This window comes from Leclercia barmai (assembly GCF_049312895.1).
Taxonomy (GTDB): domain Bacteria; phylum Pseudomonadota; class Gammaproteobacteria; order Enterobacterales; family Enterobacteriaceae; genus Enterobacter; species Enterobacter barmai.
In genome coordinates, this window is sequence record NZ_JBMNWZ010000001.1 from 319,859 (window position 1) to 346,197 (window position 26,339).

Genomic DNA, 26,339 nt, shown 5'->3' on the forward strand with positions numbered 1-26,339 from the left:
AACGGCGATGGCGATGAACGGAACAATCACAACCTGGTTTGCAGATAAGGGCTTTGGTTTTATCAAAGATGAAAACGGCGATAACCGCTATTTTCATGTGATTAAGGTCGCCAATCCCGATCTGATTAAGAAAGATGCCGCGGTGACGTTTGAACCCACCACCAACAACAAGGGTTTGTCGGCGTATGCGGTGAAGGTGATCCCGGAGAGCAAGTACATCTTCCTCGACGGCGAGCGCCATAAAATCACCTCCATCAAGACTTACCTGGTCTACAGCGAAGAAGAGCCCGCTGAAACCCGGATTGATAAAGAGAACGGCGTGCTGTCGGTGAAGAGCCTGATGGGCAATATCGCGCCGAAATCAACGGCAAAAGCAGGCGAGATGCGCACGGTGAGAAAACTGGCCATCACCACCTTCCAGGGCAAAACCTATATCTTCTCGGAAGATGAGATTGACCTGGACGCGACGGTGAAAATGCTTAAGAACCTGAAGTAATTTGCATTGCTCTGCCGGGTGGCGCTGGCGCTTACCCGGCCTACAAAACGTTTACCTTGTAGGTCCGTGACCTGCTCCCTCCGATTGTCCCCGGGACGCTCCTGGAATTAAATAGCGTTCTTTCCCCCGCCTGCATTACTGTTATCAACTCTATCCTGTATTGTGGTTTAACAAATTACTAACAAACAAAAAGGGGTAATGGCGTGCCGGAAATCAATATCTGGGGGCAGACGGTAAACGATCCTGTTCCCGGCTGGCAGGGGGCCAGCATATTAGAGCGTGGGGTGCTGGAGGGGCGTTTTTGTCGCCTTGAACCGCTGGATGCCCGGGTGCATGCGGTTGATCTGTTCGAGGCGTACGACCTGGGCGACGACAGCGACTGGACCTGGCTTGCCAGCAATCAGCCTGCCAGCGTTAAGGAGACCGCTCTGTGGGTACAGGGCAAAGTGCAGGATATCGGGCTGGTGCCTTTTGCGGTGATCGACCGCCAGAGCGAGCGTGCTGTCGGGCTGGTCTGCTATATGGCCATTGAACAACAGCTGGGCTCGGTGGAGATAGGGCATGTCACCTGGTCGCGCAAGATGAAAAACAGCCCGCTCGGCACCGAGGCAGTCTGGCTGCTGCTGAAATATGGCTTTGAGCGGGGCTACCGTCGGCTGGAGTGGAAGTGCGACTCGATGAACATCGCCTCGCGCCGGGCCGCTGAGCGGCTGGGCTTTACCTGGGAAGGGCGGCTGCGCCAGAAGCTGGTGCGCAAAGGGCGTAACCGCGACAGCGATATGCTGTCCATTATCGACAGCGAGTGGCCGGAACGTGACGCGGCCCTGCGCGGCTGGCTGGCCGCAGAGAACTTTGATAGCGAAGGGCGGCAAATTAAGCGCCTTGAGGCATTTCGCGCCAGACCGGAAACGGCATGATAATGCGTGTACCGCAGGGGTGCCCCTGCGGTGTTAATTCATACTCGTACGACCTTGCTTTGCTGACTGCTTTCATTTGACTAATGTCAAACTTTTATTACTTATTTAATTGTCTTGAAGATGTTTCTCGATAGCTGTTTTTAAAAAATTGTTACAATCTGCATTAATCTTGCAATAGTCTGTTTTACATAAAATTGCGTGATGGCTCACAGAATATAAAAGAGATTAGCGGTACCGGATGCTACCTTTCCTCATTCATCCAGACTTCGCCAGGGCATGTAATGCTCTGGTGTGGCTGAGAATTTCAGCAGGCGCTTAAATCATCCTCTTGTGTCTAACATTGAAGTCTTACTTATGAAGACTAATTGTAAACATGGTTTTTATGTTGATGCTATTTATCATCAGACATAATTATCACTTTCATCTGAAGAGCATCTGCCTGTGAAGTCTTCCTGATTTAACATTTATTCTACAAAATGCTTCCCTGATTCAGAATGTTGACATGTTTAAGCCAGACTTTCATATTTCATTGCGTGAAATAACTGCATGCTTAAGTGGGAGGACGTGTGGAAAAAATCAGAAGCTATCCATCGAAGCGCAGACAGCGGGGAGAAAGTAAAAATGCCCGCTTAACGATGCTGAGCGCCCGCATCGATGATGAACTTTGTGAGTACGTGCAGGCCACCGCTTACGAAACGCGAAAAAGCAAACAGGACATCATTGCTGAAGCCTTAATGCTTCACCGACAGCACCGTCAGGTTAACCCCGGAGGCTGAATACCGCTTCAGATAACAGAAGGGTTTGAGACAATGATGTTATTCCGCGCGTGGCGTTTGCTGGTCTGGATTACGATCGTCACATTGCTGTTAACGATAGTCGCCACCACAGGATCGATTTTGACGCTGGGACTGGTTCAGATCTTCTGCCCTGGTTCGCTGGCAACGTACATAAGATCGCTGATTCACGACTTACAGTTTGTGCTGCTGGCGATGCTGCATTCGGCCCCCGTGATGATATCGGTTTAACGTGTAGCGACTCAGCATCTAAACGTTTTCTGAAAGAGTAATTAACCTGGCTAAATAACCAGTAAAAAGGCGGTTTTTTCACCATTGCGGGAGTAGTATTGCGACGGGTGCCTGATGCTTTCTGAGCTCAGGCAGGTCTGGAGATGCAGAAAGCAAAAGCCCCGGAGATGTTTCCATCAACCGGGGCTACCACTCCAAACCCAAACATTTGGATGGTAGCCTCTTCTTAGCAAGGAGGCAATGACATGCTTAACAAGTACGCCTTTGCGGCGATCCTGGTACTGGGCTTAACTGTGCTGGGCGTCACATTTCTGGTTCATGAGCAGTTGTGCGAACTGAGCTTTAAGGAAGGTGGCAGAGAACTGAAAGCTGTTCTCGCTTGCGAAGTGAAGAAGTAGCGGTATGCGGGGAGTAATCCCCGCCTATCCAGATGTCGGTTTGGTGCAGGCACCCGTTTATTTGCCCCGTCTGGTTTATCGCCAGGCGGGGCATTTTTATATCTGCAGAGTGAGAGTACTCATCTAAAGAGACATTTTTTGCAGCGATCTAAACGTATTCTGAAAGAGTAATTCAACTGGCTAAATAACCAGTGAAAGGCGGTTTTTTCACCATTGCGGGAGTAGTATTGCGACGGGTGCCTGATGCTTTCTGAGCTCAGGCAGGTGCGGAGATGCAGAAAGCAAAAGCCCCGGAGATGTTTCCATCAACCGGGGCTACCTACCCAAACCTCAACAATTTGGATGGTAGCCTCTTCTTAGCAAGGAGGCAATGACATGCTTAACAAGTACGCCTTTGCGGCGATCCTGGTACTGGGCTTAACTGTGCTGGGAGTCACATTTCTGGTTCATGAGCAGCTATGCGAACTGAGCTTTAAGGAAGGTGGCAGAGAACTGAAAGCTGTTCTCGCTTGCGAAGCGAAGAAGTAGCGGTATGCGGGGAGCATTCCCCGCCTATCCAGTTGTCGGTTTGGTACAGGCACCCGTTTATTTGCCCCGTCTGGTTTATTGCCAGGCGGGGCATTTTTACGCCCGTACTCGCTTAACCGTCTCCTGCCAGGCTTGCCAGCGGGTCTGCAATCGGACGTGGCGCGCCATGTCCGGCATAAACGTCACATGCTCCGGCAGATACTGGCGCAGCTGCGCGGTGGTCAGGTGAAACAGCGCTTTACGCGCCAGCAGTGCCGCGCCCATCGCCGAGAGTTCCGCCACGTCGCTGCGCATCACCGGGCAGCCGAGAAGGTCCGCCTGGTACTGCATCAGCCAGTCGTTTTTCGTCGGCCCGCCGTCGACCATCAGCGCGTTCAGGGTGAAGCCAGGATGGACGCGCATCGCCTCAACGACATCAGCAATCTGATAGGCAATCGACTCCAGCGCCGCGCGGATCAGGTGCGCGCGTTTCACGCCGCGGCTCAGGCCGTGGATCATCCCCCGGGCATTCTCGTCCCACCAGGGGGCGCCAAGGCCGGTCAGCGCGGGTACAAAATAGACCCCGAGCGTCGAGTCCACCGAGCGGGGGAGGGTGTTGAGCTCATGGGCCAGCTCCGCCTGCGACAGCTCGCTTAGGCCGGTGCTGTCCGCCATCCACGCCACCGCGTCGCCGGTGTGGGGAATATTGCCCTCCAGCCCGTAGACCAGCGAATCGCCGTCATGCCATGCCACGGTGGTGGCCAGGGCGCTGACGTCGCTGCGGGCGGAATCCACCGGCGCCATCACCGACGAGCCGGTGCCGTAGGTCGCTTTCACGCACCCTTCCGCGCCCAGACCGTGGGCAAACAGCGCGGCGTGGGAGTCGCCGATCATCGCCATCACCGGCAGTCCATCAGGAATGGACGGGCAGCCGCGTGTGTAACCAAACAGGCCGCTGGAGGGTTTGATGTCCGGCAGCGCCGTGCGCGGAATGCCAAACAGCGCCAGCATCTGTGGGTCCCAGTCGGCGCTGTGCAGGCTCATCAGCTGGGTACGGGCGGCGTTGGCGTAGTCGCAGCTGAAGGCGTCCCCCTGCGTCAACTGCCACAGCAGCCAGCTGTCCACGGTGCCGAGGCAGATCTCGCCCCGGGCGGCGCGCCGTGCGCCGTCGGGGGTGTTATCCAGCAGCCAGCGCATTTTAGAGGCCGAAAACAGCGGCGCGATGGGCAGACCCGTTGCCGCCTTGATCTGCGGGCCGTGGCCCTGTTCACGCAGCTGATGGCAAAAGGCCGCAGTACGGGAACACTGCCAGCTCAGCGCCGGGGCGATAGGGTTACCGGTCGCCCGATCCCAGCCCACCACGGTTTCACGCTGGTTGCTGATTGCCAGCGCGGCAACCCGTTCCACCCCGACGGTAGCAATGGCGCGGGCTACCACTTCCAGCGAGGCCTCCACCAGCAGTTCGGCGGATTGTTCCACCCAGCCTTCGTGCGGGGTCTGGATCGCCAGCGCCCGGGAGAAACTCGCCACCACATGCCCGTTCCCATCCAGTGCCACCGCTTTGGCATTGGTGGTACCCTCATCGAGCGCGATGATGATGTCCTTGTTCACCGACATAGCGGCCTCCTGCCTTAGCGATGAAGATAGGTTGAGACGCCGAGGTAGCGGGTGAACGCCTCGTGCAGGATCTCCGCGCTGGCGGAGTGGTTCATCGCCACGTGATGCTCAAAGCCGTTGCGGCAGATCCAGTTCAGCAGGTTCTCCAGATGCGGCACCTGGATCACCGCCCGGCAGCCCACCGTATCCAGCGGATCGTCCACCGACTGGCCCTGGCCCACGTAAGCTTTGATTTCTCCGGTCAGATCGTCGGTGCTCAGGCGGAAGTAGGTCAGCGGCCCGCTTTTCAGGCGGCCATGCACCGCGCCGCAGGTGTTCTCTTTCCCGACCGTAGTGCCGATGATGTCGGCAGTGCCCATGTGCGGCGATTCGAGGCTGGAGGCGGCGAAGTTACCGCAGTGGAACAGGACGCATTTGTCGCGATCGTCGCCGAAGTTGTTGTTCCAGTCGGCAATCGAGGCCGGATTCATGTTGCTGCTGGCGAGGGCGAACATGGAGAGCGCGCCCATCACGTCCACTTCACAGGCGCTCGGCATCAGCTGGCCGGACATGACGCTCATGATCGAGCAGACGTTGATGCCGAGGTTCTCCTGCAGGGAGGTCCAGCACTGGATCGCCGTGGTGTCGATGTCGTTAGCGACCACCCACTCGCTGATCACCACAAACAGCTTCGCCATGGTCACCAGCTTCTCCGGTGGAATGCGGCTGGCGTCGGCGTTGTCGATCAGGATCCGGCGTTTTTCATCCACGCGGATGTCGTCATCGCGCAGGGTTTTGATCCGGGTAAAGACTTCAGACAGGTCGAGGGTTTCCACGGCAATGCCCAGGCGTTCCAGCAGTTTTTCGCTGTAGCGCACGGTGTTAAAGCCCGCCGGACGGGCACCAATCGCCCCGACACGCACGCCGCGCATGCTGCTCACCACGCGGCAGACCTGTTCGAAACGCCTCAGATCCTGCTCAAATACCTCACCGTTGAGGGCGCAGACGTGCTGGGTGGTGAGGGTAAAGGGAATGCCGTACTGACGCAGGTTATTGCACAGGGAGATCTTGCCGCAGAAGCTGTCCCGGCGGGTCGCCAGCCCCATTTTATCGAGGTTGTCCTCTTCGGCCTGCACCAGCACCGGCACGTTCAGGCCGGAGAGGCGCAGGGTTTCGGCGATGGCCTTTTCATCGCCAAAGTTAGGCAGCAGCACCACCACGCCGTGAATGCTGTCGCGATGGGCACGAAACAGTTCGGCGCAGGCTTTGGCGTCCTGACGGGTTTCCACCCCGCCGAGCTCGGTCTGGCTGGGATCGAGCATGATGGTGTTGATACCGAGACGGCCAAACAGGGCGATGGCCTGCTCGCGTGCTTCCGCCACCAGATAGCTTGGGAAAAATCCGCGGTTGCCGATGACTACGCCCATCGTCAGTTGTTGAGGAATTCGGGACATTGCTTTTCTCTCCAGTAAGATGTTGTTGTTATTTTCAGCAAACCTGTCGCGTCAGCATTTCCCGGGCGTACTTCACCACCCCAGCGACATCGATCTCATGCCGTGCCCGCGTTGACGCTCTGTCGGCGGCAATCGCGTATTGTCCATCCGGGATCCCCAGACGTTTCAGCGGTACAGCGCAGCCCGCTTCGGCCAGCACTTCGGCCACCAGGCTGCCGACGCCGCCGTTGACGTTATGCTCCTCGACGCTTACCACCGCCTTGCAGGGGGCGAGGGTGGCCAGCAGCTGTTGGGTATCACAGGGACGAATAGATGGAACGCTGATAACAGTGGCGTCAATACCCTCTTCCGCGAGTTGTGCGGCAGCTTCCACAATTTCATGCACCGTCGATCCCATCGCCACCAGCGCCACGTCATGACCGGTGCGCAGAACGTCGATTTTGCCTGGCGCAAAACGGTAGCTGTCGTCATGCAGTTCCGGCAGGGCTTTGCCGTCGAGGCGGATATAGACCGGGCCGACGTGGTCGAGGGCGTAGTCGATGATCTGGCGGCACTCGTTTGGGCTCGACGGGGCGTAAATTTCGATATTGCCGAAGCCGCGCATAATGGCGATATCGTCGATGCTGTGGTGGGTACTGGCGAGGGGGCCGTAGCTGGCCCCGGCGTTCAGGCCGAACAGCTTCACGTTGGTATTGTTGTAGCAGATGTCGACTTTGATCTGCTCGTTAGCGCGGGAAATCAAAAACGGCGCCGCGTTGCAGGTGACGGCAATCTTGCCGCCGATTGCCAGACCGGCCGCTGCGCCAACCAGCGTCTGCTCGGCGATGCCGACGTTCACCAGACGCCCCGGAAAACGCTGAATAAACGGGGAGATTTTTGCCGTGGAGGTCGAGTCCGCCACCACCGGCACCAGGTCCACGCCGCGTTCAACGGCATCAATAAAGGCATCAACCATCACCGTGGCGAGGTGTTCGCTATTACTCATCTTTCAGTTCCTCCAGCGCCAGTTCAACTTCTTCCCCTTTCGGCACCCGGTGGTGCCATTCAGGCCGTCCCTGAATAAATGAAATTCCCGCCCCCTTGGTGGTATGGGCGATCACCACGTGCGGTTTGCCGTTGGGCTTCAGCCCCTCCAGGGTGGCGACCACGTCGGCCATGTCGTTGCCGTCGCAGGCGGTCACTTCCAGACCGAAGGCTTTCCACTTCTCATCCAGCGGATCGGTGTTGAGGATCTCTTTGGTGGAGCCCGCCAGCTGGAGGTTATTTTTGTCGTTGATAATAAAGAGGTTATCCAGCTGGTAGTGGGAGGCCACCAGCGCGGCTTCCCAGTTGCTGCCTTCCGCCAGCTCGCCGTCGCCGGTCACCACAAACACCCGGCGCTTGCTGTTGTTGCGTTTTGCCGCCAGGGCGATCCCCACCGCCACCGGCAGGCCATGACCCAGCGCGCCGGTGTTCAGCTCAATACCCGGGGTTTTATGTTTCACCGGATGGCCGGGCAGGTGAGAGTCGGCATGCTGATAGGTGGATAACCACTCGACGGGAATAAACCCGGCTTCGGCCAGCACGCAGTAGTAACCGCCCACCGCGTGGCCTTTCGACTGGATGTAGATATCGCGTTCATCGCTCTCCTGAAGTGCCGGGGAGCAGTTCAGAATGCGGAAGTAGAGGGCGGTGAGCAGTTCGACCTGCGACAGATCGGCCCCGGTATGGCCGCCCGCCGGGCTTTCGGCATTCAGCACGATGATCCGGCGACGAATCGAGCGTGCCCGGGTTTCGAGCTCCGCGATGGAGAGCGAAAACGGATTCATAACATACCTCCTGAATTTATAATCTGTTGTGAATAATTATTCCAGCCAGGTAAAAGACCGCTCTGCCAGGAATGATCTTTGCAGGTTTCATTCTCTAAAACAGCAGGTTTTTGCCCCTCATGAATATATATTCAATGCTGATTTATTATTCATAAGATGTAAGATATGCCCAGTCAGAGGGTTTGTCTACGGTTTGAGCGGGCAAATTTCGAAGAAAGGAGAAAAGGATCACATTTGCCTGGCGGATCGGGCGGGTGCTTGCTTGTTAAATATTCAGTGATGAATAAAAATAACGACAGCCGATTAAGGGGAACGTTATGTCGAAACAGGATGAACAGCGATTGCTGGTGAAGATCGCCACACTTTACTACAGCGAGAATAAAAAGCAGTCCGAGATTGCCTCCCTGCTGCACCTCTCGCAGTCCTTCGTGTCGCGGGCGCTGACGCGCTGCCAGAAAGAGGGGCTGGTAAAAATTACCGTCGTTCAGCCGACCAATATTTTTGTCTCGCTGGAAAAGGCGCTGGAAGAGCAGTACGGCATCCGCCAGGCCATCGTGGTGGACGTGGGGGAGGACCCGACTAACACCCAGATCAAACACGCCATCGGCAGTGCGGCGGCGCACTACGTTGAAACCCGCCTGCGTCCCGAAGACCTGGTGGGGATCTCCTCCTGGAGTAGCACCATCCGCTGCATGGTGGATGAGATGCACCCGCAGAATATCCGCGCGGCAGGGGTGATCCAGCTGCTGGGCGGCGTGGGTCCGAACGGCAACGTGCAGGCGACGATCCTCACCCAGCAGCTGGCGGCGCACCTTGGCTGCCCGGCCGGGCTGCTGCCGTCCCAGAGCATCGAACACTCCGTTGAAGAGCGCGCCCGGCTGGTGAGCAGCCCGGACGTGGCGGCGGTGGTGGGAAAATTCGCCGAAGTGGACGTGGCGATTGTCGGCATCGGCGAACTGGAGCCGTCACAGCTGCTGAAAAACTCCGGCAACTACTACACCGAAGAGATGCTCAAACTGCTGGCCGAACGCGGGGCGGTGGGGGATATCTGCCTGCACTACTACGACGCCAACGGCGAGCCGGTGCTGAGCGCGGAAGAAGATCCGGTGATTGGTATGGAGCTGGCGCAGATCCGCGCCTGCCCGCAGGTGATTGCCCTGGCCGGTGGGGAAGAAAAACGCAACGCCATCCGCGGGGCGCTGAAAGGGAAGTATATAGATGTGTTGATCACCGATTACCCGACGGCGCGGAGTTTGTTGAAAGCATAGAAAAATGCCCGGCGGCGCTGCGCTTGCACGGGCCTACAGGGTTTTCCAGGCCGGGTAAGGCGAAGCCGCCACCCCGCACAAATCCCGCAACCATGCCCGGATTGCAGATTTTGTAGGCCGGGTAAGGCGAAGCCGCCACCCGGTACAAATCCCGCACCCATGCCCGGATTGCAGCTTTTGTAGGCCGGGTAAGGCGAAGCCGCCACCCGGCACAAAGACCGCACCCATGCCCGGATTGCTTTTACCTCCCTTCCATCACCGCCTTTTGCGCTACCACGGCTGCTTTCTGCTGCATCCGGTTTTGCATCTGGTCGATGATCACCGCCACGATAATCACTATCCCTTTGATCACCATCTGCCAGAATTCGCTGACGCCCATCATCACCAGGCCGTCGGCCAGAAAGCCGATAACAAAGGCCCCGATCAGCGTGCCGAGAATGGTGCCGCGGCCCCCGGCAAGCGACGTGCCGCCCAGCACCACCGCGGCGATGGCGTTCATCTCAAACGCGGTGCCGTTCGCTGGGTGGCTGGCCAGCAGCTGCGCGGAGACCACAATCCCGGCGATGGCGGCGCAGAAACCGGACAGGGTATAGACCAGTACTTTCACCTGCTTGACCCGCACCCCGGAGAGTTCTGCCGCACGCTCGTTATCACCGATGGCGTACACGTGGCGGCCAAACGGCAGGCGGCGGGCGATATAAGCGATCACCAGCGCCAGGACGATCATCATCCAGATGGCCCACGGAATGCCGAGCAGCGTTCCGGCGCCAATCTCATCGAAACCGGTATTCCCCAGCTGCGGGTTGCCGGAGAGCCCCGGGAAGGTCTGGCCATCGGAGGTCAGCATCGCCGCCCCGCGCAGCACGTACATGGTGCCAAGGGTGCAGATAAAGGGCGCGACGTTGTAGCGGGTGATGATCCAGCCGTTCATCGCCCCTATCAGGGCGCCAATTAGTAGCACAACGGGCACAATCACCCACACGCTCGGGAAGATGGCGATGCCAAACATCGGCAGCACAATCCCTTTGGTGATCATCCACCCAGCGATCATCCCGCACAACCCGAGGGTTGCGCCAATGGACAGGTCGATCCCGGCGGTGATGATCACGAAGGTGATCCCCAGCGCCAGGAAGGCGTTGATGGCGATATGCTTAATCATGATCACCAGGCTGCCGGCGGAGAGAAAGCCCGGCACGGTCATGGTGAAGAAGCCGACAATCAGGAACAGCGCAATGAAGGTGCGCATTTTCAGCAGCAGCAGGAGGAGTTTTTCCCGGGAAGGCGCGGCCCCTTTTTGCGGCGTCAGCGCGACAGACTGTGTTGTTTTCATCTTAGAACCCCTGAGCACTTGCGGTTACCAGTGCCGATTCTTCGGCCCGATCGCGAACAATATCGGCGGTGAGTTTGCCGCCGGACATCACCAGAATGCGGTCAGATACCGCCATAATCTCTTTCAAATCCGAGGTGGAAAAGACCACCGCAATGCCCTGCTGCGAGAGCTGCACCATCATGCGGAACACGTCGGCTTTGGCCCCCACGTCGATGCCGCGCGTCGGCTCGTCGAGGAACAGCACTTTCGGGTTGGTCAGCAGCGAGCGGCCAATCACCACCTTCTGCTGGTTCCCGCCGCTGAGCGCCTGGATCTCCACCTCCGGGGTCGAGACCTTAATCGACAGGTTGCCGATGGTGCTGGCCACCACCTCCTGCTCGGCCTTTTGCGCGATGGCAAAGCCGCGCTGCAGCCGACGCCACAGGCTGGCGATGGTCAGGTTGCTGGCGACCGACGAGCCGGGGAAAATCCCGGTGCGCTTGCGGTCTTCCGGCACCAGGCTCATCCCCATGCGGATGCGCTCGGCGGTAGTCAGCCGCTGGGGCACCGGTTTACTGTCGAGCCACAGCTTGCCGAGATAGTTGCGTTCGGTGCCGAGCATGCACTCGAACAGCTCGGTGCGCCCGGCCCCCATCAGGCCGTAGATCCCGACGATCTCCCCGGCGTTCACCTGGAAACTCACGTCATTCACCACCGTATTCCCGGCGGCGTTCACGCAGGTAATGTGCTCCGCCTCCAGCACCGGCGCGCCAAAGGTGCGGCCCGGCTCGAGGAAGTTGCTCACCGGATCGCTGCCCAGCATCTCGCGCACGATCCAGGGCACGTCGATCTCCTGCACCTTCGCCTCGGCCTGGAACTTGCCGTCGCGCAGAATGGTGATCACATCCCCTATCGCCATCAGCTCTTCCAGCCGGTGGGAGATATAGATGATGGTGACCCCCTGGCGGGTCAGCTCGCGGATCACCCGAAACAGGATCTCCACCTCGGTTTTGCTGAGCGCCGAGGTGGGCTCGTCGAGGATCAGGATGTCGGCATCCTCTGCCAGCGCCTTGGCGATCTCAATCAGCTGCTGCTGTCCGACCTTCAGGTTGCCCACCAGCTCGCGCGGAGAGATAGGCTGATCGAGGCGTTTTAGCAGCTCTGCGGTGCGGGACTCCTGCTCTGCCTCGTTGATCGGCATGACCCCTTTTTGCAGCTCGCGGCCAAGAAAAACGTTCTCCGCCACGTTGAGGTTTTCAAACAGGTTCAGCTCCTGGTGCACCATGCCAATCCCGTGGCGGGCGGCATCCCGGGTGCTGGCGAACGTCACCTGTTTGCCGTTGAGCCACATCTCGCCGAGGCTCGGCTGCTGGACGCCGGCGAGGATCTTCATCAGCGTCGATTTCCCGGCCCCGTTCTCGCCGATAATCACGTTTACTTTGCCGCGCCAGACGCGGTAATCGACCTTATCCAGCGCCACGGTGCCGGGAAACAGCATCGAGATCCCGTGGGTGCTGAGGATAATGTCATCTGCCGGACTCTCGCTCATCACGGCGTCTCCTGTTTCAGTTCCAGCGCCGTCGCATCAACCGCTTTGCCCGCGTTCAGAGTGGCGGCGAACAGGACGGTGGCATCTTTGCCGCTCCAGCTGTCGTCGATTTTCGGCAGATGCTTCACCGCCTCGCGGTTCAGGGCGCGGGAGAGCTGGGCATACTGCACCTGGTTGGTAAATTCATCGAAGCGGAACCCGGCGGCGTCACGGATGGCGTTGCCGCGCATCACCGGCCCGCTCTGGATCTCCACCGGCTGGCCGTTCACCGTCATCACCAGCTTCTGCTCGCGTTCGTTGCTGGCATCCACGCGCTCCACCTTGCCGGTCAGGCGCACGAAGACGCTCTGTGGTTTGGCCGCAGGGGCGTTCAGCTGGGTGGAGAGGGCGCTGGCGTCCAGGGAATGATTCCTGGCGACGTCGAGGATCCGCGGCTGCCAGGTTTGTTGCGCGATCTGCTGTGGGGTCTTGTTGTCAAAGCTCGCTTTGGCATTGGGATCGGCAGGCATAATCGGCTTGCCGAACTCATCCAGATCCACCACGGTGCAGGCCGTCAGCAACAGGGCGGCAGCGCCTGTCAGCGCGGCGCCCCATTGTGTTAAACGCATACTGCCTCCGCTTATTTGCTGAGGTTAAACAGGTTCAGCTTGCTGGCGTTGGACTCGTCGATCAGCACGCAGTCCATCAGCTGCTTCTCGTCTTTTTGCGCTTTGCCGTTTTTCAGGTAGTAGTCGGCCTGCTCAACGGCCATCTGGGCCTGCTGCCAGCCCGGCTGCAGCACCGTGGCTTTGATGTTGCCTTTTTTCAGGATCGAGTCGCGGGTGTAGTCGCTGCCGTCAAAGCCGACCACAATCACGTTGTTCTTCCCGGCGGCCTTCAGCGCAGCTTCGGCCCCCAGCGCCATGGTGTCGTTACCGGAGATCACGCCCACGATATCCGGGTTGGTCTGCAGGATGGCTTCCATACGGGTGAAGGCTTCGGTCTGGCTCCAGTTGGCGGTCTGCTGCGCCACCATCTTCATGTCCGGGTAGTCGTCGATCACATCGTGGTAGCCCTGGGAGCGCACGCCCGCGTTGGTGTCCGACGGACGGCCCAGCAGCTCAACGTATTTACCTTTGCCGTCCAGCAGCTTGACGAACTTCTCTGCACCAAGCTGCGCCCCCTGATAGTTGTTCGAGACAATCTGCGCCACCGCCACGCCGGTTTTGTTGATTTCACGATCGATCAGGAAGGCAGGGACGCCTGCCGCTTTGGCCTTCTCCAGCGGACCGACGGTGGCATCTGCCCCGGCGTTGTCCAGAATGATCGCTTTCGCCTTACGGGCGATGGCGGTCTCAATCAGCTGGTTTTGTTTGTTCACGTCATCGTCGTGCGAGGCGACCAGCGTGGTGTAACCCAGCTCTTTCGCCTTCGCCGCCGCGCCGTCGGCTTCAGCCTTGAAGAACGGGTTGTCGTGTGAGGGGGTAATAATCGCAATGAGTCCGTTATCGGCGGCAAACAGGGAGCCGGAAGCGGCGATCATTGAGGCCAGTAAAGCGGATTTTACAAAGGTCTTGTTCATTCTTTTTCTCCACATTGAATATTTATTCAATAATGATTTATTATTCAATGTAACGATAAGTCTGCCTGATTAAACTGTCTACGGTTCAGGCCGCTAATTTGTTTAAAAGGAGAAAAGGATCACGATCCTGAGCAATTATTCATCACAGATCAGGGTGACAACCGTGGCGTCCGAACGCTGCCAGTGCGCGGTAAATGCCTGATTTTGTGCAAAGGGGGGAAGGGGTCGGGTGAGCGTTAAGGTCAGGGTGTCGGCGTTCATGGCCGTGACGCGGGCGGACTCAAACCCCATCCAGGCCTGCACCTGAGGGAAGAGCGCTTTGAACAGACTCTCTTTGGCGCTGAACGCCAGGGTAAAGGCCAGGGAGAAGGGAAGACCGCACCCGGCCAGCACCCGGGCTTCCTGAATATCAATCACCCCGTCCTGAATCTCGCGGGCTTCGCTTTCATCGATAATCGCCTCGCAATCAACCCCGGTAAGGCCACTCTCGCGGCAGATCGCCACAGCCTGGGTGCCGCTGTGGGAGAGGCTACCGCTGATCCCCGCAGGCCACAGGGGTTCCCCGCTGCTGCCGATGGCGGGAATAGCCTGGCGGTTCAGGGCATGGAAGGCGGCGATGCGCCCGGCCAGATGGTCGGCTTTGCGCTTGCGCCCGGCGTCAGCGAGCTGGTGGTGGTGCGGGAGCCAGAGCAGATCGGCGTCGCTGAAGGTGGCCGGATCGAAGGTAATACGGTGAAGGGTCTGCCCGGCGAGAAGAAATGTGGAGTGGTGAGTGTGCATGTTCTTCTCGCCGTGGACAAAAGGAGAGGTATTTTAGCCTGGTGTGACTCAGGAGAGGACGTTTTTGTCGATCCCCAGGCGTTTCATCCGCGACAGCAGGGTGGTGCGCTTGAGTCCCAGACGCTGGGCTGCGCCGCGTGGCCCGGCGATCACCCCGTTGGTCTCTTTCAGCACCCGCAAGATGTGCTGATACTCCTCTTCCCCTTCGCGGATATTGCTGACGGGCGCTTCCGGCGCGGCACTGTCGGCGCGCTGGAAATCGATATCCGGCATCGAAAGCTGCAGGACGTTACCGCGCGTCAGCAGTACCGCCCGCTCAATGACGTTCTCCAGTTCGCGCACGTTGCCGGGCCACTCCATCCGGCTGAGCTGGCGCAGGGTGTCCGCCGGAATGCTGTCGATGTTGCGTCCCAGCCGATGGGCGATCTTGAAGGTGAAGGATTTCACCAGCAGGGGAATATCTTCCGGGCGCTCGCGCAGCGGCGGGAGGTAGATCGGGAAGACGTTCAGACGGTAATAGAGATCGCTGCGGAACTCGCGGTCGGCCACCATCTTCGTCAGGTCGCGGTTGGTGGCGGCAATCAGGCGCACGTCGGTGTGGATGATGCGGTTGCTGCCGAGGCGCTCAAACTCCTGCTCCTGCAGCACCCGCAGCAGTTTGGGCTGGAGTTCGATGGGCATATCGCCCACTTCGTCGAGGAACAGGGTGCTTTTGTCCGCCAGCTCAAAGCGGCCGATGCGCTGGGCGCTGGCGCCGGTAAAGGCCCCGCGCTCGTGACCAAACAGATCGCTCTCCAGCAGGCCGGCAGGCATCGCCGCACAGTTCATCTTCACCATCCGCCTGTCGCTGCGCCCGCTCAGGTTGTGGATGGCGCGGGCGATCAGCTCCTTGCCGGTGCCGGTCTCGCCGAGGATCAGAACGGTGCTGTTGCTCTGGGCCACCATCTCCACCTGCTTCATCACCGTCATCATGGCGCTGCTGCGGCCGATGATTTCGCCGAAGTCGGTGGCGACGTTGTTGATCTGCTCGGTCAGGGCCAGGTTCTCATCGATCAGCCGCTCCTTGAGGTGGCTGATTTCCCGGTAGGAGAGGGCGTTATCCACGGCGATGGCGACACGTTCGGCGATCTGGTTCAGCAGCTTCAGGTTGGTGGGGGTGAACACCTGAGCCTTGCACTGGGCCAGCTTCAGGGTGCCGAGCACGCGGTCGCGGAACATCAGCGGGAACAGGCACAGGGTCTGATCCTGCTCGCCCCACATATCAAACAGCATGCGTTCGTAGGGGGCATGCTGATCCCGGTGGTGCAGGTTAAGCATCAGCATCTGCTTGTTACGCATCACTTTTTCAGACAGCGTACCCTTCTCATCCACCTCGCTCTGGTCGTGCAGGGGGGCATCTTTGTCCAGATAGTGGGTGGAGTAGACGATGAGCTTCCCTTTGCGGTCGCTGCGCAGCACCATGCTGATGGAATCAATGCCGAAGTTGCGCTGAATTTCGCGGGAAACTTCCATCACCAGCTCATCAAGGTCGAGCTTTGACAGCACGGCGTTGGTGATGGCGACCAGCAGGCGAAAATCGTTACGCTCCCGCCACAGCAGATCGTAGCTGTCGCTGTTGCTCAGCCGGGCCTGGATCTGCTCGACGGCCAGCCCGGCCGCCTGGGTCAGGGTCTGCAGGCGGGAAAAATCAGTATCCGTCCAGGGCACATCCCGGGCGCGCAGAAACTCGCAGCCGCCCAGAATGCGGCCGTCGGCGGCAATCGGCGTCAGGCAGTAGTGGGCGAACGAGGGATAGCGGTCGAGGGCGGCCAGCTGCGGCCAGGTCTCCTGGAAGGTCGCCGCCGTGCAGTGCAGCACGTCCGGGCGCGAAAGCATGCGGCGGAAAGGGCCGTTCGCCAGCATCGGCTCATCTTCATAGCGGATATCGCAACCCTGGTCGTCGGTGCAGTAGAGATAAACCCGGCGCGACTCCGACTGCCAGAGCAGAATGTGGACGCTATCGGCGAGGTTTATCTGCCGGACGTGCTGGGTCAGCGCCTGCGCCAGGGCGCAAAGATCGGTCTGTTGCAGCAGGGTACGGGTAATATCGAACAGTCCTTGATCGATGGGATCGTTCGTGGGTGTATACGACATGCGTTATATCCAGAGTATCCAGAAAAATGAGCGGCTTATGCGCCGCCCGAATCAGCAAATACGCGGCAGTGGCTCGCTGTGGGGCAAATTCAGCGTCCGTTTTACGCCGTACAGCCCGGTGAGTCGTACCCCTTTGTGCTCAACCACCTCGCCGATAATGGCGGCGTGCATTCCCAGAGGATGTGACCGCAGCAGCGCCAGCACCCGTTCGGCGGCCTGGCGTTCCACCACGATAGCCAGCTTGCCTTCGTTGGCGAAGTTGAGCGGGTCAAGGCCCAGCAGCTCGCACGCGCCGCGCACGGCGGGCCTCACCGGCAGGCTGCCTTCCTGTATTTCAATCCCGCAGCCGCTGCTGGCGGCAAATTCGTGGGCCACGGCATTCACCCCGCCGCGGGTGGCATCGCGCAGGGCTTTGATGCCGGGCTCGCCGCGCAGGGCCTGAATCAGCGGGGTCAGCACCGCGCAGTCGCTCTGCAGATCCCCTTCCAGCCCCAGGCCTTCGCGCAGATTCAGGATCGTGGCGCCATGATCGCCCAGGGTGCCGCTGACCAGCAACACATCACCGGCGTGAATCTGACGCATCCCCCAGTTTAACCCCTCGGGAACGGAACCGATACCTGCGGTATTAATAAACACCTTATCCGCCGCGCCGCGCGGGACGACTTTGGTATCGCCGGTGACGATGGTGATGCCCGCCGCAGCCGCAGCATTAGCCATGCTGGTGACGATGCGCTCCAGAGTCGCCATCTCCAGCCCCTCTTCGAGGATAAACCCGCAGGAGAGCCAGCGCGGAATGGCTCCGCTTACCGCCACGTCGTTGGCGGTGCCGCAGACCGCCAGCTTGCCGATATCGCCGCCGGGGAAGAACAGCGGGTCAATCACGTAGCTGTCGGTGGAGAAGGCCAGCCGGTCGCCGTGAGCGGTCAGTTCGTGCAGCGGAATGCGGGCCTGATCTTCCTGCTCGTCAAGCAGCGGGTTGCTGAAGGCGCGCATAAAAAGCTCGCCGATCAGCTGCTGCATCGCCTGTCCGCCGCTGCCGTGGGCGAGGGTTATCTGTTTCAACTTTCACACTCCTGAGAACGGTACTGATACCAGGCGCTGCACGCCCCTTCCGATGAGACCATCAGCGCGCCAAAGGCACTTTGCGGTGTACATTTCCCGCCAAACAGCGGGCACTGCGCCGGTTTGCAGCGTCCGGTCAGCACCTCGCCGCAGCGCGCTTCGGGGTCATCACACACCGCCTGCGCCTGGGGGCTGAAGTGACGCTCGGCGTCGAACTGGCGATACGCGTCGGTAAGATGCACGCCGGAGTGGGAGATCACCCCCAGCCCGCGCCATTCGCTGTCGCCCTCCACGCCAAACACCTCGGCGATGGCGGCCTGGGCCACGGCGTTGCCCGCTTCCGGCACGATGCGGCGGTACTGATTTTCCACCTGGCTTATGCCAGCGATCTTCTGCTCCACCAGCATCAACACCCCCTGGAGCAGATCCACCGGCTCAAAACCTGCCACCGCCAGCGGGCGCTGATGATCGGCGGAGATAAAATCGTAGGCGTGAGTGCCAATCACCATGCTGACGTGCCCGGGGGCCAGGAAGGCGTCGATGCCGTTTTCCGGCTGCTCCAGCAGACTTTTCAGGACCGGGATCAGCGTGATGTGCTGGCAGAAAAAGAAGAAGTTATCCACGTTCGCCGCTTTTGCCTGCCGCAGGGTCAGGGCGGTGGCGGGCATGGTGGTTTCAAACCCCAGCCCGAAGAACACCACTTTGCGATCCGGGTTCTGCCGGGCCAGCTTCAGGGCGTCGGCGGGGGAGTAGATGATCCGCACGTCCGCCCCGCGCATCCGGGCATCCAGCAGCGAGCCGTTTTTTCCCGGAACCCGCATCGCGTCGCCGAAGGTGCAGAAGATCACCTCCGGGTGGCTGGCGATTTCGATGCAGGTGTCGATCCGCCCCATCGGCAGGACGCAGACCGGACAGCCGGGGCCGTGAATAAACTCAATGTTGTCGGGCAGGAGCTGGTCCAGCCCGAACTTAAAGATGGCGTGGGTGTGCCCGCCGCACACCTCCATAATGCGCAGCGGACGCGCGGCGGTGTAGGTTAAAAGTTCAGCCCGGGCTTTCAGGGCCGCGATGAGCTGCATTACCTTTTGCGGGTCGCGGTATTCATCAACAAAGCGCATCAGCGTGACTCCTCGCCAAACAGCAGCGACCCGACGTCCGGCTCCACTTCGAACATATTTTGCAGGGCGGCGAGGGTATCCAGCGCCTCCGCTTCGTCAATCACGCTCATGGCAAAGCCGACGTGGACCAGCACCCACTGCCCGAGACGGCTGTGGCCGTTTTCGTCACAATCGCCCACCAGGGTCAGATCCACGTCGCGCAGCACGCCGCAGACCTCGACGCTGGCCTGCATTCCGTCATGAATGGCGCTGATTTTTCCAGGAACGCCTATGCACATCGTTGCGCCTCCAGCCAGGCAAGCCAGGCGTCCATCCCGTCGCCGCGGGTGGCGGAGACGAGCAAAATCTCAATCTCCGGGTTCACTTCCCGGGCGGCGGCGAGGCATTTTTCCACGTCAAAGCTAAGGTACGGCAGCAGGTCGACCTTGTTGAGCAGCATGATGGACGCGGCGGCAAACATATGCGGGTACTTGAGCGGCTTGTCCTCGCCCTCGGTGACGGAGAGCACCGCCACCTTATGACGCTCGCCGAGATCGAAGCTGGCCGGGCAGACCAGATTGCCGACGTTTTCAATAAACATGATGCCGCCATCCGCGAGCGGCAGACGCGCCATCGCGTCCCCGATCATCTGCGCGTCGAGGTGACAGCCCTTGCCGGTGTTCACCTGAATGGCGGGCGTGCCGGTGGCGCGGATCCGCTCGGCGTCGTTAACGGTCTGCTGATCGCCTTCGATCACCGCGCAGGGCACCTGCTGCTGTAAGCGCTTTAAGGTCTCGGTCAGCAGGGTGGTTTTACCGGAGCCGGGGCTGGAGACCAGATTGAGCGCCAGCTGGTTGCGGGCGCTGAACAGGGTGCGGTTGCGCCGGGCAATAGCACTGTTTTTGCCGAGCACGTCCATCTCGATGTCGACCATTTTACGCTGGCTGAGGCCGGGCGCATGGGTGCCCGCTTCGCCGTGGCCGTAATGCAGCTGGCCTGCAAGCGGCTCGGCAGGGGCAAAAGCCTGAGCGTCCACGCGGGTGATGCGCAGCGCCGGGCGATTGGCCGGCGCAAAGGGGGCGCTGCGAAAAGCGGAGTGAGGATTATGCTCGTCGCCTTCAATATAGAGGTTGCCCTGATCGCAACCGCAGGTGGTACACATGGTTTACTCCTGTTCAATTTCCAGACGCGTGATATGCAGCCCGTCGTCGGCGACGATATTCAGGTTTGCTCCGCCGCACTGCGGGCAGAGGCGTACGCGGTGGGTCACCAGCTCGACGTACGCTTTGCAGTCCTGACACCAGCATTCCGCCTGCTGCTCTTCGAGATGCAGGGCGCAGCCTTCGGCGACCGTCTCCCGGCATACCAGCTCAAAACAAAACTGCAGGGCGCTGCTCTCCACGCAGGAGAACGCCCCGACGCGCAGCCAGACGCCCGTCACGCGTTTGGCCTGATGCTGATGCGCCTGTTTTTCGATCAATTCCAGCGCCTGCTGGCAGAGGGTGATTTCGTGCATTGTGCTGTTCCCGGTGAAGTCTGGCCGGATAAAGCAATATTGATGCCATGTTTACGCGACGCGTGGCGAGAGGAGACAGGGCGCGCGGTCAAAGATGACGAAATGACATGTCATTTTTTGTGATCGCTGCGGCTTTAAAATTTATTTTCATTGAAAATCAATCAATTAAAAAATGGCACGAAACGTGCTTAGGGAAGCCAACTCTTTACACATTACGCATCAGGTACGTCACATGACACTTTCCGAATTAAGTGAGAAAGCCAATATCATCGCCGGACAACAGCGGGTCCTTCGCTCCCACTGGAACCACTACGGCAATTCATTGATTCAGGCCATCACGCTCTCTAAAGCCAGCCTGCACCTCACCGTGGGCTGTAACACCGACAACGGGCTTGGCTTCTGGCTGTTCGACCACTTCCTTATCCGCGTGACGCCCGAGCAGGCGTTCAACGGCCACATCTTCAATTACACCGTCGAAGTGCGCGACAACCCGGAGTGCGTGCTGATTGGCCGCGCCCGCCTGAGCGACGACGGCATGCTGGACGACGCGATCAACATCGACCAGCGCGAAGCGGTTCTGGACCATTTCCTGAATAAAATCAGCGGGATTTACGCCGCGCTTTATCAGGCAACGCAACGCGGCGAATCCCTGACCCTCGCCGTACTGGCGCAGCACCACGCTGCGGTCTGAGCCGGGTGTCGACAGGTGTCGAAAATGACACTTCCGCCCGTTTTTCGTCAAAAATGACTATCACCAGAGGAAACCAGGTGAATCGTTTTGTAATTGCTGATCCCTCGCTCTGTATCGGCTGCCACACCTGTGAGGCTGCCTGTTCAGAAAACCATCGCCTGCATGGCCTGCAAAGCCAGCCGCGGCTGAAAGTGATGCGTAACAGTAAAGACTCCGCGCCGCAGCTATGTCATCACTGCGAAGATGCCCCCTGCGCCCAGGTCTGCCCGGTCAACGCCATTACCCGCGCCGACGGCGCTATCCAGCTGAATGAAAGCCTGTGCGTCAGCTGCAAGCTGTGCGGCATCGCCTGTCCGTTTGGCGCCATTGAGTTTGCCGGCAGCCGCCCGCTGGCGATCCCCGCCAACAGCAACACCTCGAAAGCGCCGATGGCCCCACCGGCCCCGGCCCGCGTCAGCCCGTTCCTTGACTGGGTACCGGGCGTGCGCGCCATCGCGGTGAAGTGCGACCTGTGCAGCTTCGACCCGGAAGGCCCGGCGTGCGTGCGCACCTGTCCGACCAAATCCCTGCGTCTGGTGAATAACCAGGACATCGCCCGCGCCAGCAAGCGCAAACGCGAGCTGACGATGAATACGGATCTGGGCGATTTGTCGTTGTTCCAGTCGCAACAAGGAGAGCGCTGATGAATGCCTTTTCGTTAATTGACCTGTCGCTGGTGTGGTATCTGACAAGCGCCGTGCTGGCGCTTGTCTTCAGCGCCAACCGCACCCTCAGCAGCGCCGTTACCGGCTTCGGCGGGGCGATCGCCAGCGCCATGGCGGTGATGGCGGGGGCGATTTCGCTGCTCGCCGCGCCGCAGCTTGCGGTGCAACAGGGGCAGATTCCCTGGCTGCACATCGGCATGCAGATGAGCGGGATCCGCGCGGTCTGGCTTATCGCCATCGGCCTGCCGGCGTTTCTCATCAGCCTCTATACCGTCGCCTGGCACCGTCCTGCGCAGTCCAGAAGCACCGGCCTGCTGACCAACCTGCTGATGGCCACCGGCGTCGCCGCGATTATGGTCGATAACCTCGGCTGGCTGGTGGTGATGGCGGAAATCATGGCCCTGTGCGGCGCGTTTCTTACCGGCTGCGCCAAATCTGGCAAGCTGTGGTTTGTGCTGGGGCGTCTGGGCACGCTGCTGCTGGCCTTCGCCTGCTGGCAGGCGTGGCGTTTCTACGGCACCCTGGATTTTGCGGCGATGGGGGCGATGGCCTCCGGACAGGCACCGGGGGCCAGCATCTGGCTCCCGGGTCTGGCGGGCTTTGGCCTGCTGGCGGGCGTCATTCCGCTGCACGGCTGGGCACCCCAGGCGCATGCTAACGCCAGCGCCCCGGCTGCCGCGCTCTTCTCCACGGTGGTGATGAAGGTGGGCCTCTACGGCATGCTGACCGTCGCCCTGAGTGGGGCGCTGCCGCCGCTGTGGCTCGGCGTGCTGCTGCTGGTGATGGGCATGATCACCGCTTTTGTCGGCGGCCTGTACGCCCTGATGGAGCACAACATCCAGCGCCTGCTGGCGTACCACACCCTGGAGAACATCGGCATTATCCTGCTCGGCCTGGGCGCGGGCGTCACCGGCATTGCGCTGCGCAGTCCGCTGCTGGTGGCGCTGGGCTTTACCGGCGGGCTCTACCACCTGGTGAACCACGGCCTGTTTAAAACCACGCTGTTCCTCGGCGCGGGCGCGGTGTGGTATCGCACCGGCCATCGCGATATTGAGAAGCTGGGCGGCATCGGCAAAAAAATGCCGCTGATTTCGCTCTCAATGCTGGTGGGGCTGATGGCGATGGCGGCGCTGCCGCCGCTGAACGGCTTTGCCGGGGAGTGGGTGATCTACCAGTCCTTCTTCAACCTCGGCGGTCACGAGGCCTTTGTCGCTCGCCTGCTGGGACCATTGCTGGCAACGGGACTGGCGATCACCGGCGCGCTGGCGGTGATGTGTATGGCGAAAGTCTACGGCGTCACCTTCCTCGGCGCACCGCGCACTCCTGAAGCGGAAAACGCCTCCTGCGCACCGGGGATGATGACCTTCAGCACCCTGCTGGCAGCGCTCTGCTGCGTGGCGGGCGGCGTGGCTGCCCCCTGGCTGCTGCCGGTGATTAGCCGCCTGTTCCCGGTGAACGGCGGGGCGGTGAACACCGTTTCCCAGCCGATGATCACCCTCCTGCTGCTGGCGGGGCTGCTGCTGCCGTTTATCGTGCTGGTGGTCTTCAAAGGCAATCGCCTGCCGAACCGCTCCCGCGGCTTCGCCTGGGTGTGTGGGTACGATCACGAGCAGTCGATGGTGATCACCGCCCACGGCTTTGCCATGCCGGTTAAAGAGTCCTTCGCGCCGGTGCTGAAGCTGCGCAAATGGCTCAATCCGGTTCGCTTTATCCCCGGCTGGCAGTGCGACTGCACCGCCGTGCTATTCCACCGTATCGCCCTGATTGAGCTGGCGGTGCTGGTGGTGGTTGTCATCTCCCGAGGAGCCTGAACATGACTTTGATATACGCACTGATTCAGGCGCTGGTGCTGTTTGCCCTCGCGCCGCTGCTGGCTGGCATCACCCGCGTGGCGCGTGCCCGGATGCATACCCGCCGCGGGCCGGACGTCTTCCAGGAGTACCGGGATCTCATCAAGCTGCTGGGCCGCCAGAGCGTGGCGCCTGCCGCCGCGGGCTGGGTGTTCCGCCTGATGCCCTTTGTGATGGTAGGCGTGATGTTTGCCATCGCCTCGGCGCTGCCGGTGATCACCCTGGCCTCGCCGCTGCCTGCGCTGGGCGATCTCATTACCCTGATCTACCTCTTCGCCATTGCGCGTTTCTTCTTTGCCATCGCCGGGCTGGATACCGGCAGCCCGTTCACCGGGATCGGTGCCAGCCGCGAAGCGATGCTCGGGGTGCTGGTGGAGCCGATCCTGCTGCTCGGCCTGTGGGTCGCCGCTCAGGTGGCGGGCACCACCCACATCAGCGCGGTAACGCAGACCATCTACCACTGGCCCGCGGCGCACAGCGTGACGCTGGTACTTGCGATGTGCGCCTGCGCGTTCGCCACCTTTATCGAGATGGGCAAGCTGCCGTTTGACCTCGCCGAAGCGGAGCAGGAGTTGCAGGAAGGGCCGCTGTCGGAGTACAGCGGCGCGGGCTTTGCCCTTCTTAAGTGGGGCATCAGCCTGAAACAGCTGGTGGTGCTGCAGATGTTCGTCGGGGTGTTTATCCCCTGGGGACAGATGACGCAGTTCTCCATCGGCAGCCTGGTGCTGGCGGTGATTATCGCCGTGGTCAAGCTGGTGGCGGGCGTGCTGGCGATCGCCCTGTTTGAAAACAGCATGGCGCGCCTGCGCTTTAACGCCACCTCACGGATTACCTGGACCGGTTTCGGTCTGGCATTTTTAGCTTTCGTCTCCTTGCTGGCGGCGTGATTTTAGAGAATAACCATGTCTGAAGAAAAAGTTGGTCAACACTATCTCGCCGCACTGCATCAGGCCTTCCCTGGCGTGGTGCTGGATGAAGCCTGGCAGACCAAAGACCAGATCACCGTCACGGTGAAAATTAACTACCTGCCGGAAGTGGTGGAGTTCCTCTATTACCAGCAGGGCGGCTGGCTGTCGGTGCTGTTTGGTAACGACGAACGCCAGCTCTGCGGCAGCTACGCCGTCTACTACGTGCTGTCGATGGAGCAGGGCACCCGCTGCTGGCTCACCGTGCGCGTGGAAGTGGACGCCGATAAGCCGGAGTTCCCGTCCGTCACCCCGCGCGTGCCTGCCGCCGTCTGGGGCGAGCGCGAAGTGCGCGATATGTACGGCCTGATCCCGGTCGGGCTGCCGGACGAGCGCCGCCTGGTGCTGCCGGACGACTGGCCGGACGAACTCTATCCGCTGCGTAAAGACAGCATGGATTACCGTCAGCGCCCGGCGCCGACCACCGACAAAGAGACCTACGAGTTCATCAACGAACTCGGGGATAAGAAAAATAACGTGGTGCCGATTGGCCCGCTGCACGTTACCTCCGATGAGCCGGGCCACTTCCGCCTGTTCGTCGACGGCGAGAACATCATCGACGCCGACTACCGCCTGTTCTACGTCCATCGCGGCATGGAGAAGCTCGCCGAAACGCGGATGGGCTACAACGAAGTGACCTTCCTCTCCGACCGCGTCTGCGGCATCTGCGGCTTCGCCCACAGCACGGCGTACACGACCTCTGTCGAGAACGCGATGGGGATCGTGGTGCCGGAGCGCGCCCAGATGATCCGCGCCATCCTGCTGGAGGTGGAGCGTCTGCACTCGCACCTGCTCAACCTCGGCCTGGCCTGCCACTTTGTCGGGTTTGACTCCGGCTTTATGCAGTTCTTCCGCGTGCGCGAGACCTCCATGAAGATGGCGGAGATCCTCACCGGGGCGCGTAAAACCTACGGCCTGAACCTGATCGGCGGCATCCGTCGCGACCTGCTGAAAGAGGATATGATCGCCACCCGCCTGCTGGCCCAGCAGATGCGCCGCGAGGTGCAGGATCTGGTGGATATCCTGATGAGCACGCCGAACATCGAACAGCGCACCCTGGGCATCGGCCGCCTCGACCCGCAGATCGCCCGCGACTTCAGTAACGTCGGCCCGATGGTGCGCGCCAGCGGCCACGCCCGCGACACCCGCGCCGATCACCCGTTTGTCGGTTACGGCCTGCTGCCAATGGAAGTTCACAGCGAGCAGGGCTGCGACGTCATCTCCCGCCTGAAGGTGCGTATCAACGAGGTCTTTACCGCCCTGAACATGATCGACTTCGGCCTCGACAACCTGCCGGGCGGCGCGCTGATGGTGGAGGGCTTTACCTACATCCCGAACCGCTTTGCGCTGGGCTTCAGCGAAGCGCCGCGCGGGGATGATATCCACTGGAGCATGACCGGCGACAACCAGAAGCTCTGGCGCTGGCGCTGCCGGGCGGCCACCTACGCTAACTGGCCGACCCTGCGCTACATGCTGCGCGGCAACACCGTCTCCGACGCGCCGCTGATTATCGGCAGCCTCGACCCGTGCTACTCCTGCACCGACCGCATGACGGTGGTGGACGTGCGCAAGAAGAAAAGCAAGGTGGTTCCGTACAAGGAACTGGAACGCTACAGCATTGAACGCAAGAACTCGCCGCTGAAATAAGGACTT

Annotated in this window: 27 protein-coding genes; 12 read left to right on the forward strand and 15 right to left on the reverse strand. The window is 60.3% G+C overall.

The annotated features are described in order from the left end of the window. The first annotated feature begins 7 nt into the window (after positions 1-7). The 6 genes from ACOYA6_RS01450 to ACOYA6_RS01475 all read left to right on the forward strand — a co-directional run bounded on the left by ACOYA6_RS01450 (position 8) and on the right by ACOYA6_RS01475 (position 3,364). Complete coding sequence (locus ACOYA6_RS01450; RefSeq protein ID WP_039031591.1) at positions 8-496, forward strand: cold-shock protein; 489 nt, start codon at positions 8-10, stop codon at positions 494-496. Positions 497-699: 203 nt separating this feature from the next. After that, a complete protein-coding gene (locus ACOYA6_RS01455) occupies positions 700-1,413 on the forward strand; it encodes a GNAT family N-acetyltransferase (protein WP_422653898.1) in 714 nt (237 codons plus the stop codon). Between the two features lie 566 nt (positions 1,414-1,979). Beyond that, the gene (locus ACOYA6_RS01460) at positions 1,980-2,189 is read left to right on the forward strand and encodes a hypothetical protein (RefSeq protein ID WP_138369660.1); all 210 of its coding nucleotides are present in this window, start codon (positions 1,980-1,982) and stop codon (positions 2,187-2,189) included. 33 nt (positions 2,190-2,222) lie between these two features. Continuing rightward, a complete protein-coding gene (locus ACOYA6_RS01465) occupies positions 2,223-2,438 on the forward strand; it encodes a hypothetical protein (RefSeq protein WP_039031593.1) in 216 nt (71 codons plus the stop codon). A gap of 245 nt (positions 2,439-2,683) precedes the next feature. After that, positions 2,684-2,836: a Hok/Gef family protein gene (locus ACOYA6_RS01470; RefSeq protein WP_139564492.1), complete on the forward strand. Its 153-nt coding sequence runs from the start codon at positions 2,684-2,686 to the stop codon at positions 2,834-2,836. A gap of 375 nt (positions 2,837-3,211) precedes the next feature. After that, entirely contained in the window at positions 3,212-3,364 is a 153-nt protein-coding gene (locus tag ACOYA6_RS01475) for a Hok/Gef family protein (protein WP_039032710.1), read from the forward strand. A gap of 96 nt (positions 3,365-3,460) precedes the next feature. On the opposite strand, the gene ACOYA6_RS01480 is transcribed toward ACOYA6_RS01475, so the two are convergent. From ACOYA6_RS01480 to ACOYA6_RS01495, 4 genes are read right to left on the reverse strand one after another with little or no spacing between them, the layout of a single operon-like run. Next, positions 3,461-4,960: an FGGY family carbohydrate kinase gene (locus ACOYA6_RS01480; RefSeq protein WP_422653899.1), complete on the reverse strand. Its 1,500-nt coding sequence runs from the start codon at positions 4,958-4,960 to the stop codon at positions 3,461-3,463. Positions 4,961-4,974: 14 nt separating this feature from the next. Next, complete coding sequence (locus ACOYA6_RS01485; RefSeq protein ID WP_039031450.1) at positions 4,975-6,393, reverse strand: L-fucose/L-arabinose isomerase family protein; 1,419 nt, start codon at positions 6,391-6,393, stop codon at positions 4,975-4,977. 34 nt (positions 6,394-6,427) lie between these two features. Then, positions 6,428-7,378: a transketolase family protein gene (locus ACOYA6_RS01490; protein ID WP_422653900.1), complete on the reverse strand. Its 951-nt coding sequence runs from the start codon at positions 7,376-7,378 to the stop codon at positions 6,428-6,430. After that, positions 7,371-8,201: a transketolase gene (locus tag ACOYA6_RS01495; protein WP_039031448.1), complete on the reverse strand. Its 831-nt coding sequence runs from the start codon at positions 8,199-8,201 to the stop codon at positions 7,371-7,373. The genes ACOYA6_RS01490 and ACOYA6_RS01495 overlap by 8 nt, the downstream gene beginning before the upstream one ends. Positions 8,202-8,518: 317 nt before the next feature. On the opposite strand from ACOYA6_RS01495, the gene ACOYA6_RS01500 reads away from it, so the two are divergent. Continuing rightward, on the forward strand, positions 8,519-9,469 hold the full coding sequence (locus tag ACOYA6_RS01500; RefSeq protein WP_422653901.1) for a sugar-binding transcriptional regulator: 951 nt from the start codon (positions 8,519-8,521) through the stop codon (positions 9,467-9,469). Positions 9,470-9,710: 241 nt separating this feature from the next. On the opposite strand, the gene ACOYA6_RS01505 is transcribed toward ACOYA6_RS01500, so the two are convergent. From ACOYA6_RS01505 to hypA, 11 genes are all read right to left on the reverse strand, one after another. After that, the gene (locus tag ACOYA6_RS01505; protein ID WP_223074719.1) at positions 9,711-10,799 is read right to left on the reverse strand and encodes an ABC transporter permease; all 1,089 of its coding nucleotides are present in this window, start codon (positions 10,797-10,799) and stop codon (positions 9,711-9,713) included. A gap of 1 nt (position 10,800) precedes the next feature. After that, the gene (locus ACOYA6_RS01510) at positions 10,801-12,327 is read right to left on the reverse strand and encodes a sugar ABC transporter ATP-binding protein (protein ID WP_176556502.1); all 1,527 of its coding nucleotides are present in this window, start codon (positions 12,325-12,327) and stop codon (positions 10,801-10,803) included. After that, a complete protein-coding gene (locus ACOYA6_RS01515) occupies positions 12,327-12,935 on the reverse strand; it encodes a DUF2291 family protein (protein ID WP_422653902.1) in 609 nt (202 codons plus the stop codon). Before ACOYA6_RS01515 ends, ACOYA6_RS01510 begins: the two co-directional genes overlap by 1 nt. Before the next feature lie 11 nt (positions 12,936-12,946). Beyond that, a complete protein-coding gene (locus ACOYA6_RS01520; RefSeq protein ID WP_039031444.1) occupies positions 12,947-13,888 on the reverse strand; it encodes a D-ribose ABC transporter substrate-binding protein in 942 nt (313 codons plus the stop codon). Between the two features lie 135 nt (positions 13,889-14,023). Further along, positions 14,024-14,668 (reverse strand): enterobactin synthase subunit EntD, encoded by a 645-nt coding sequence (gene entD / locus ACOYA6_RS01525; protein WP_422653903.1) that lies wholly within the window; start codon positions 14,666-14,668, stop codon positions 14,024-14,026. 48 nt (positions 14,669-14,716) lie between these two features. Further along, positions 14,717-16,801: a formate hydrogenlyase transcriptional activator FlhA gene (gene flhA, locus ACOYA6_RS01530; protein WP_422653904.1), complete on the reverse strand. Its 2,085-nt coding sequence runs from the start codon at positions 16,799-16,801 to the stop codon at positions 14,717-14,719. A gap of 51 nt (positions 16,802-16,852) precedes the next feature. Then, entirely contained in the window at positions 16,853-17,863 is a 1,011-nt protein-coding gene (gene hypE / locus ACOYA6_RS01535) for a hydrogenase expression/formation protein HypE (protein ID WP_422653905.1), read from the reverse strand. Continuing rightward, positions 17,860-18,981 (reverse strand): hydrogenase formation protein HypD, encoded by a 1,122-nt coding sequence (gene hypD / locus ACOYA6_RS01540; RefSeq protein ID WP_422653906.1) that lies wholly within the window; start codon positions 18,979-18,981, stop codon positions 17,860-17,862. Before hypD ends, hypE begins: the two co-directional genes overlap by 4 nt. Continuing rightward, positions 18,981-19,259, reverse strand: a complete 279-nt coding sequence (locus ACOYA6_RS01545) for a HypC/HybG/HupF family hydrogenase formation chaperone (RefSeq protein ID WP_039031439.1) — start codon at positions 19,257-19,259, stop codon at positions 18,981-18,983. The genes hypD and ACOYA6_RS01545 overlap by 1 nt, the downstream gene beginning before the upstream one ends. Continuing rightward, positions 19,250-20,122 carry a hydrogenase nickel incorporation protein HypB gene (gene hypB, locus ACOYA6_RS01550; RefSeq protein WP_039031438.1) on the reverse strand — a complete coding sequence of 291 codons (873 nt, stop codon included), beginning with the start codon at positions 20,120-20,122 and terminating at the stop codon, positions 19,250-19,252. Before hypB ends, ACOYA6_RS01545 begins: the two co-directional genes overlap by 10 nt. A 3-nt stretch (positions 20,123-20,125) precedes the next feature. Continuing rightward, positions 20,126-20,476 carry a hydrogenase maturation nickel metallochaperone HypA gene (hypA, locus tag ACOYA6_RS01555; protein ID WP_039031437.1) on the reverse strand — a complete coding sequence of 117 codons (351 nt, stop codon included), beginning with the start codon at positions 20,474-20,476 and terminating at the stop codon, positions 20,126-20,128. 232 nt (positions 20,477-20,708) lie between these two features. Here hypA and ACOYA6_RS01560 point away from each other — a divergent pair, with 232 nt between their 5' ends. The 5 genes from ACOYA6_RS01560 to hycE all read left to right on the forward strand — a co-directional run bounded on the left by ACOYA6_RS01560 (position 20,709) and on the right by hycE (position 26,333). Next, complete coding sequence (locus ACOYA6_RS01560) at positions 20,709-21,167, forward strand: transcriptional regulator (RefSeq protein ID WP_422653907.1); 459 nt, start codon at positions 20,709-20,711, stop codon at positions 21,165-21,167. Between the two features lie 77 nt (positions 21,168-21,244). After that, positions 21,245-21,850, forward strand: a complete 606-nt coding sequence (locus ACOYA6_RS01565) for a 4Fe-4S dicluster domain-containing protein (RefSeq protein ID WP_039031435.1) — start codon at positions 21,245-21,247, stop codon at positions 21,848-21,850. Then, positions 21,850-23,682 (forward strand): formate hydrogenlyase subunit 3, encoded by a 1,833-nt coding sequence (hycC, locus tag ACOYA6_RS01570; protein ID WP_422653908.1) that lies wholly within the window; start codon positions 21,850-21,852, stop codon positions 23,680-23,682. Before ACOYA6_RS01565 ends, hycC begins: the two co-directional genes overlap by 1 nt. A gap of 2 nt (positions 23,683-23,684) precedes the next feature. Then, positions 23,685-24,608 carry a respiratory chain complex I subunit 1 family protein gene (locus ACOYA6_RS01575; RefSeq protein ID WP_422653909.1) on the forward strand — a complete coding sequence of 308 codons (924 nt, stop codon included), beginning with the start codon at positions 23,685-23,687 and terminating at the stop codon, positions 24,606-24,608. 15 nt (positions 24,609-24,623) lie between these two features. Beyond that, complete coding sequence (gene hycE, locus ACOYA6_RS01580) at positions 24,624-26,333, forward strand: formate hydrogenlyase subunit HycE (RefSeq protein WP_138369641.1); 1,710 nt, start codon at positions 24,624-24,626, stop codon at positions 26,331-26,333. Positions 26,334-26,339 lie beyond the last annotated feature (6 nt).

What these genes read in the sequence shown, in the direction of transcription:
- ACOYA6_RS01560 (WP_422653907.1), top strand. Translation starts at nt 20,709, where the DNA reads ATGACACTTTCCGAATTAAGTGAGAAAGCCAATATCATCGCCGGACAA.
- ACOYA6_RS01510 (WP_176556502.1), bottom strand. Translation starts at nt 12,327, where the DNA reads ATGAGCGAGAGTCCGGCAGATGACATTATCCTCAGCACCCACGGGATC.
- hycC (WP_422653908.1), top strand. Translation starts at nt 21,850, where the DNA reads ATGAATGCCTTTTCGTTAATTGACCTGTCGCTGGTGTGGTATCTGACA.
- ACOYA6_RS01515 (WP_422653902.1), bottom strand. Translation starts at nt 12,935, where the DNA reads ATGCGTTTAACACAATGGGGCGCCGCGCTGACAGGCGCTGCCGCCCTG.
- ACOYA6_RS01520 (WP_039031444.1), bottom strand. Translation starts at nt 13,888, where the DNA reads ATGAACAAGACCTTTGTAAAATCCGCTTTACTGGCCTCAATGATCGCC.
- ACOYA6_RS01490 (WP_422653900.1), bottom strand. Translation starts at nt 7,378, where the DNA reads ATGAGTAATAGCGAACACCTCGCCACGGTGATGGTTGATGCCTTTATT.
- ACOYA6_RS01495 (WP_039031448.1), bottom strand. Translation starts at nt 8,201, where the DNA reads ATGAATCCGTTTTCGCTCTCCATCGCGGAGCTCGAAACCCGGGCACGC.
- hypA (WP_039031437.1), bottom strand. Translation starts at nt 20,476, where the DNA reads ATGCACGAAATCACCCTCTGCCAGCAGGCGCTGGAATTGATCGAAAAA.
- ACOYA6_RS01575 (WP_422653909.1), top strand. Translation starts at nt 23,685, where the DNA reads ATGACTTTGATATACGCACTGATTCAGGCGCTGGTGCTGTTTGCCCTC.
- hypB (WP_039031438.1), bottom strand. Translation starts at nt 20,122, where the DNA reads ATGTGTACCACCTGCGGTTGCGATCAGGGCAACCTCTATATTGAAGGC.
- ACOYA6_RS01485 (WP_039031450.1), bottom strand. Translation starts at nt 6,393, where the DNA reads ATGTCCCGAATTCCTCAACAACTGACGATGGGCGTAGTCATCGGCAAC.
- ACOYA6_RS01450 (WP_039031591.1), top strand. Translation starts at nt 8, where the DNA reads ATGGCGATGAACGGAACAATCACAACCTGGTTTGCAGATAAGGGCTTT.
- ACOYA6_RS01545 (WP_039031439.1), bottom strand. Translation starts at nt 19,259, where the DNA reads ATGTGCATAGGCGTTCCTGGAAAAATCAGCGCCATTCATGACGGAATG.
- ACOYA6_RS01505 (WP_223074719.1), bottom strand. Translation starts at nt 10,799, where the DNA reads ATGAAAACAACACAGTCTGTCGCGCTGACGCCGCAAAAAGGGGCCGCG.
- ACOYA6_RS01480 (WP_422653899.1), bottom strand. Translation starts at nt 4,960, where the DNA reads ATGTCGGTGAACAAGGACATCATCATCGCGCTCGATGAGGGTACCACC.
- hycE (WP_138369641.1), top strand. Translation starts at nt 24,624, where the DNA reads ATGTCTGAAGAAAAAGTTGGTCAACACTATCTCGCCGCACTGCATCAG.
- ACOYA6_RS01475 (WP_039032710.1), top strand. Translation starts at nt 3,212, where the DNA reads ATGCTTAACAAGTACGCCTTTGCGGCGATCCTGGTACTGGGCTTAACT.
- ACOYA6_RS01470 (WP_139564492.1), top strand. Translation starts at nt 2,684, where the DNA reads ATGCTTAACAAGTACGCCTTTGCGGCGATCCTGGTACTGGGCTTAACT.
- ACOYA6_RS01500 (WP_422653901.1), top strand. Translation starts at nt 8,519, where the DNA reads ATGTCGAAACAGGATGAACAGCGATTGCTGGTGAAGATCGCCACACTT.
- hypD (WP_422653906.1), bottom strand. Translation starts at nt 18,981, where the DNA reads ATGCGCTTTGTTGATGAATACCGCGACCCGCAAAAGGTAATGCAGCTC.
- ACOYA6_RS01465 (WP_039031593.1), top strand. Translation starts at nt 2,223, where the DNA reads ATGATGTTATTCCGCGCGTGGCGTTTGCTGGTCTGGATTACGATCGTC.
- flhA (WP_422653904.1), bottom strand. Translation starts at nt 16,801, where the DNA reads ATGTCGTATACACCCACGAACGATCCCATCGATCAAGGACTGTTCGAT.
- entD (WP_422653903.1), bottom strand. Translation starts at nt 14,668, where the DNA reads ATGCACACTCACCACTCCACATTTCTTCTCGCCGGGCAGACCCTTCAC.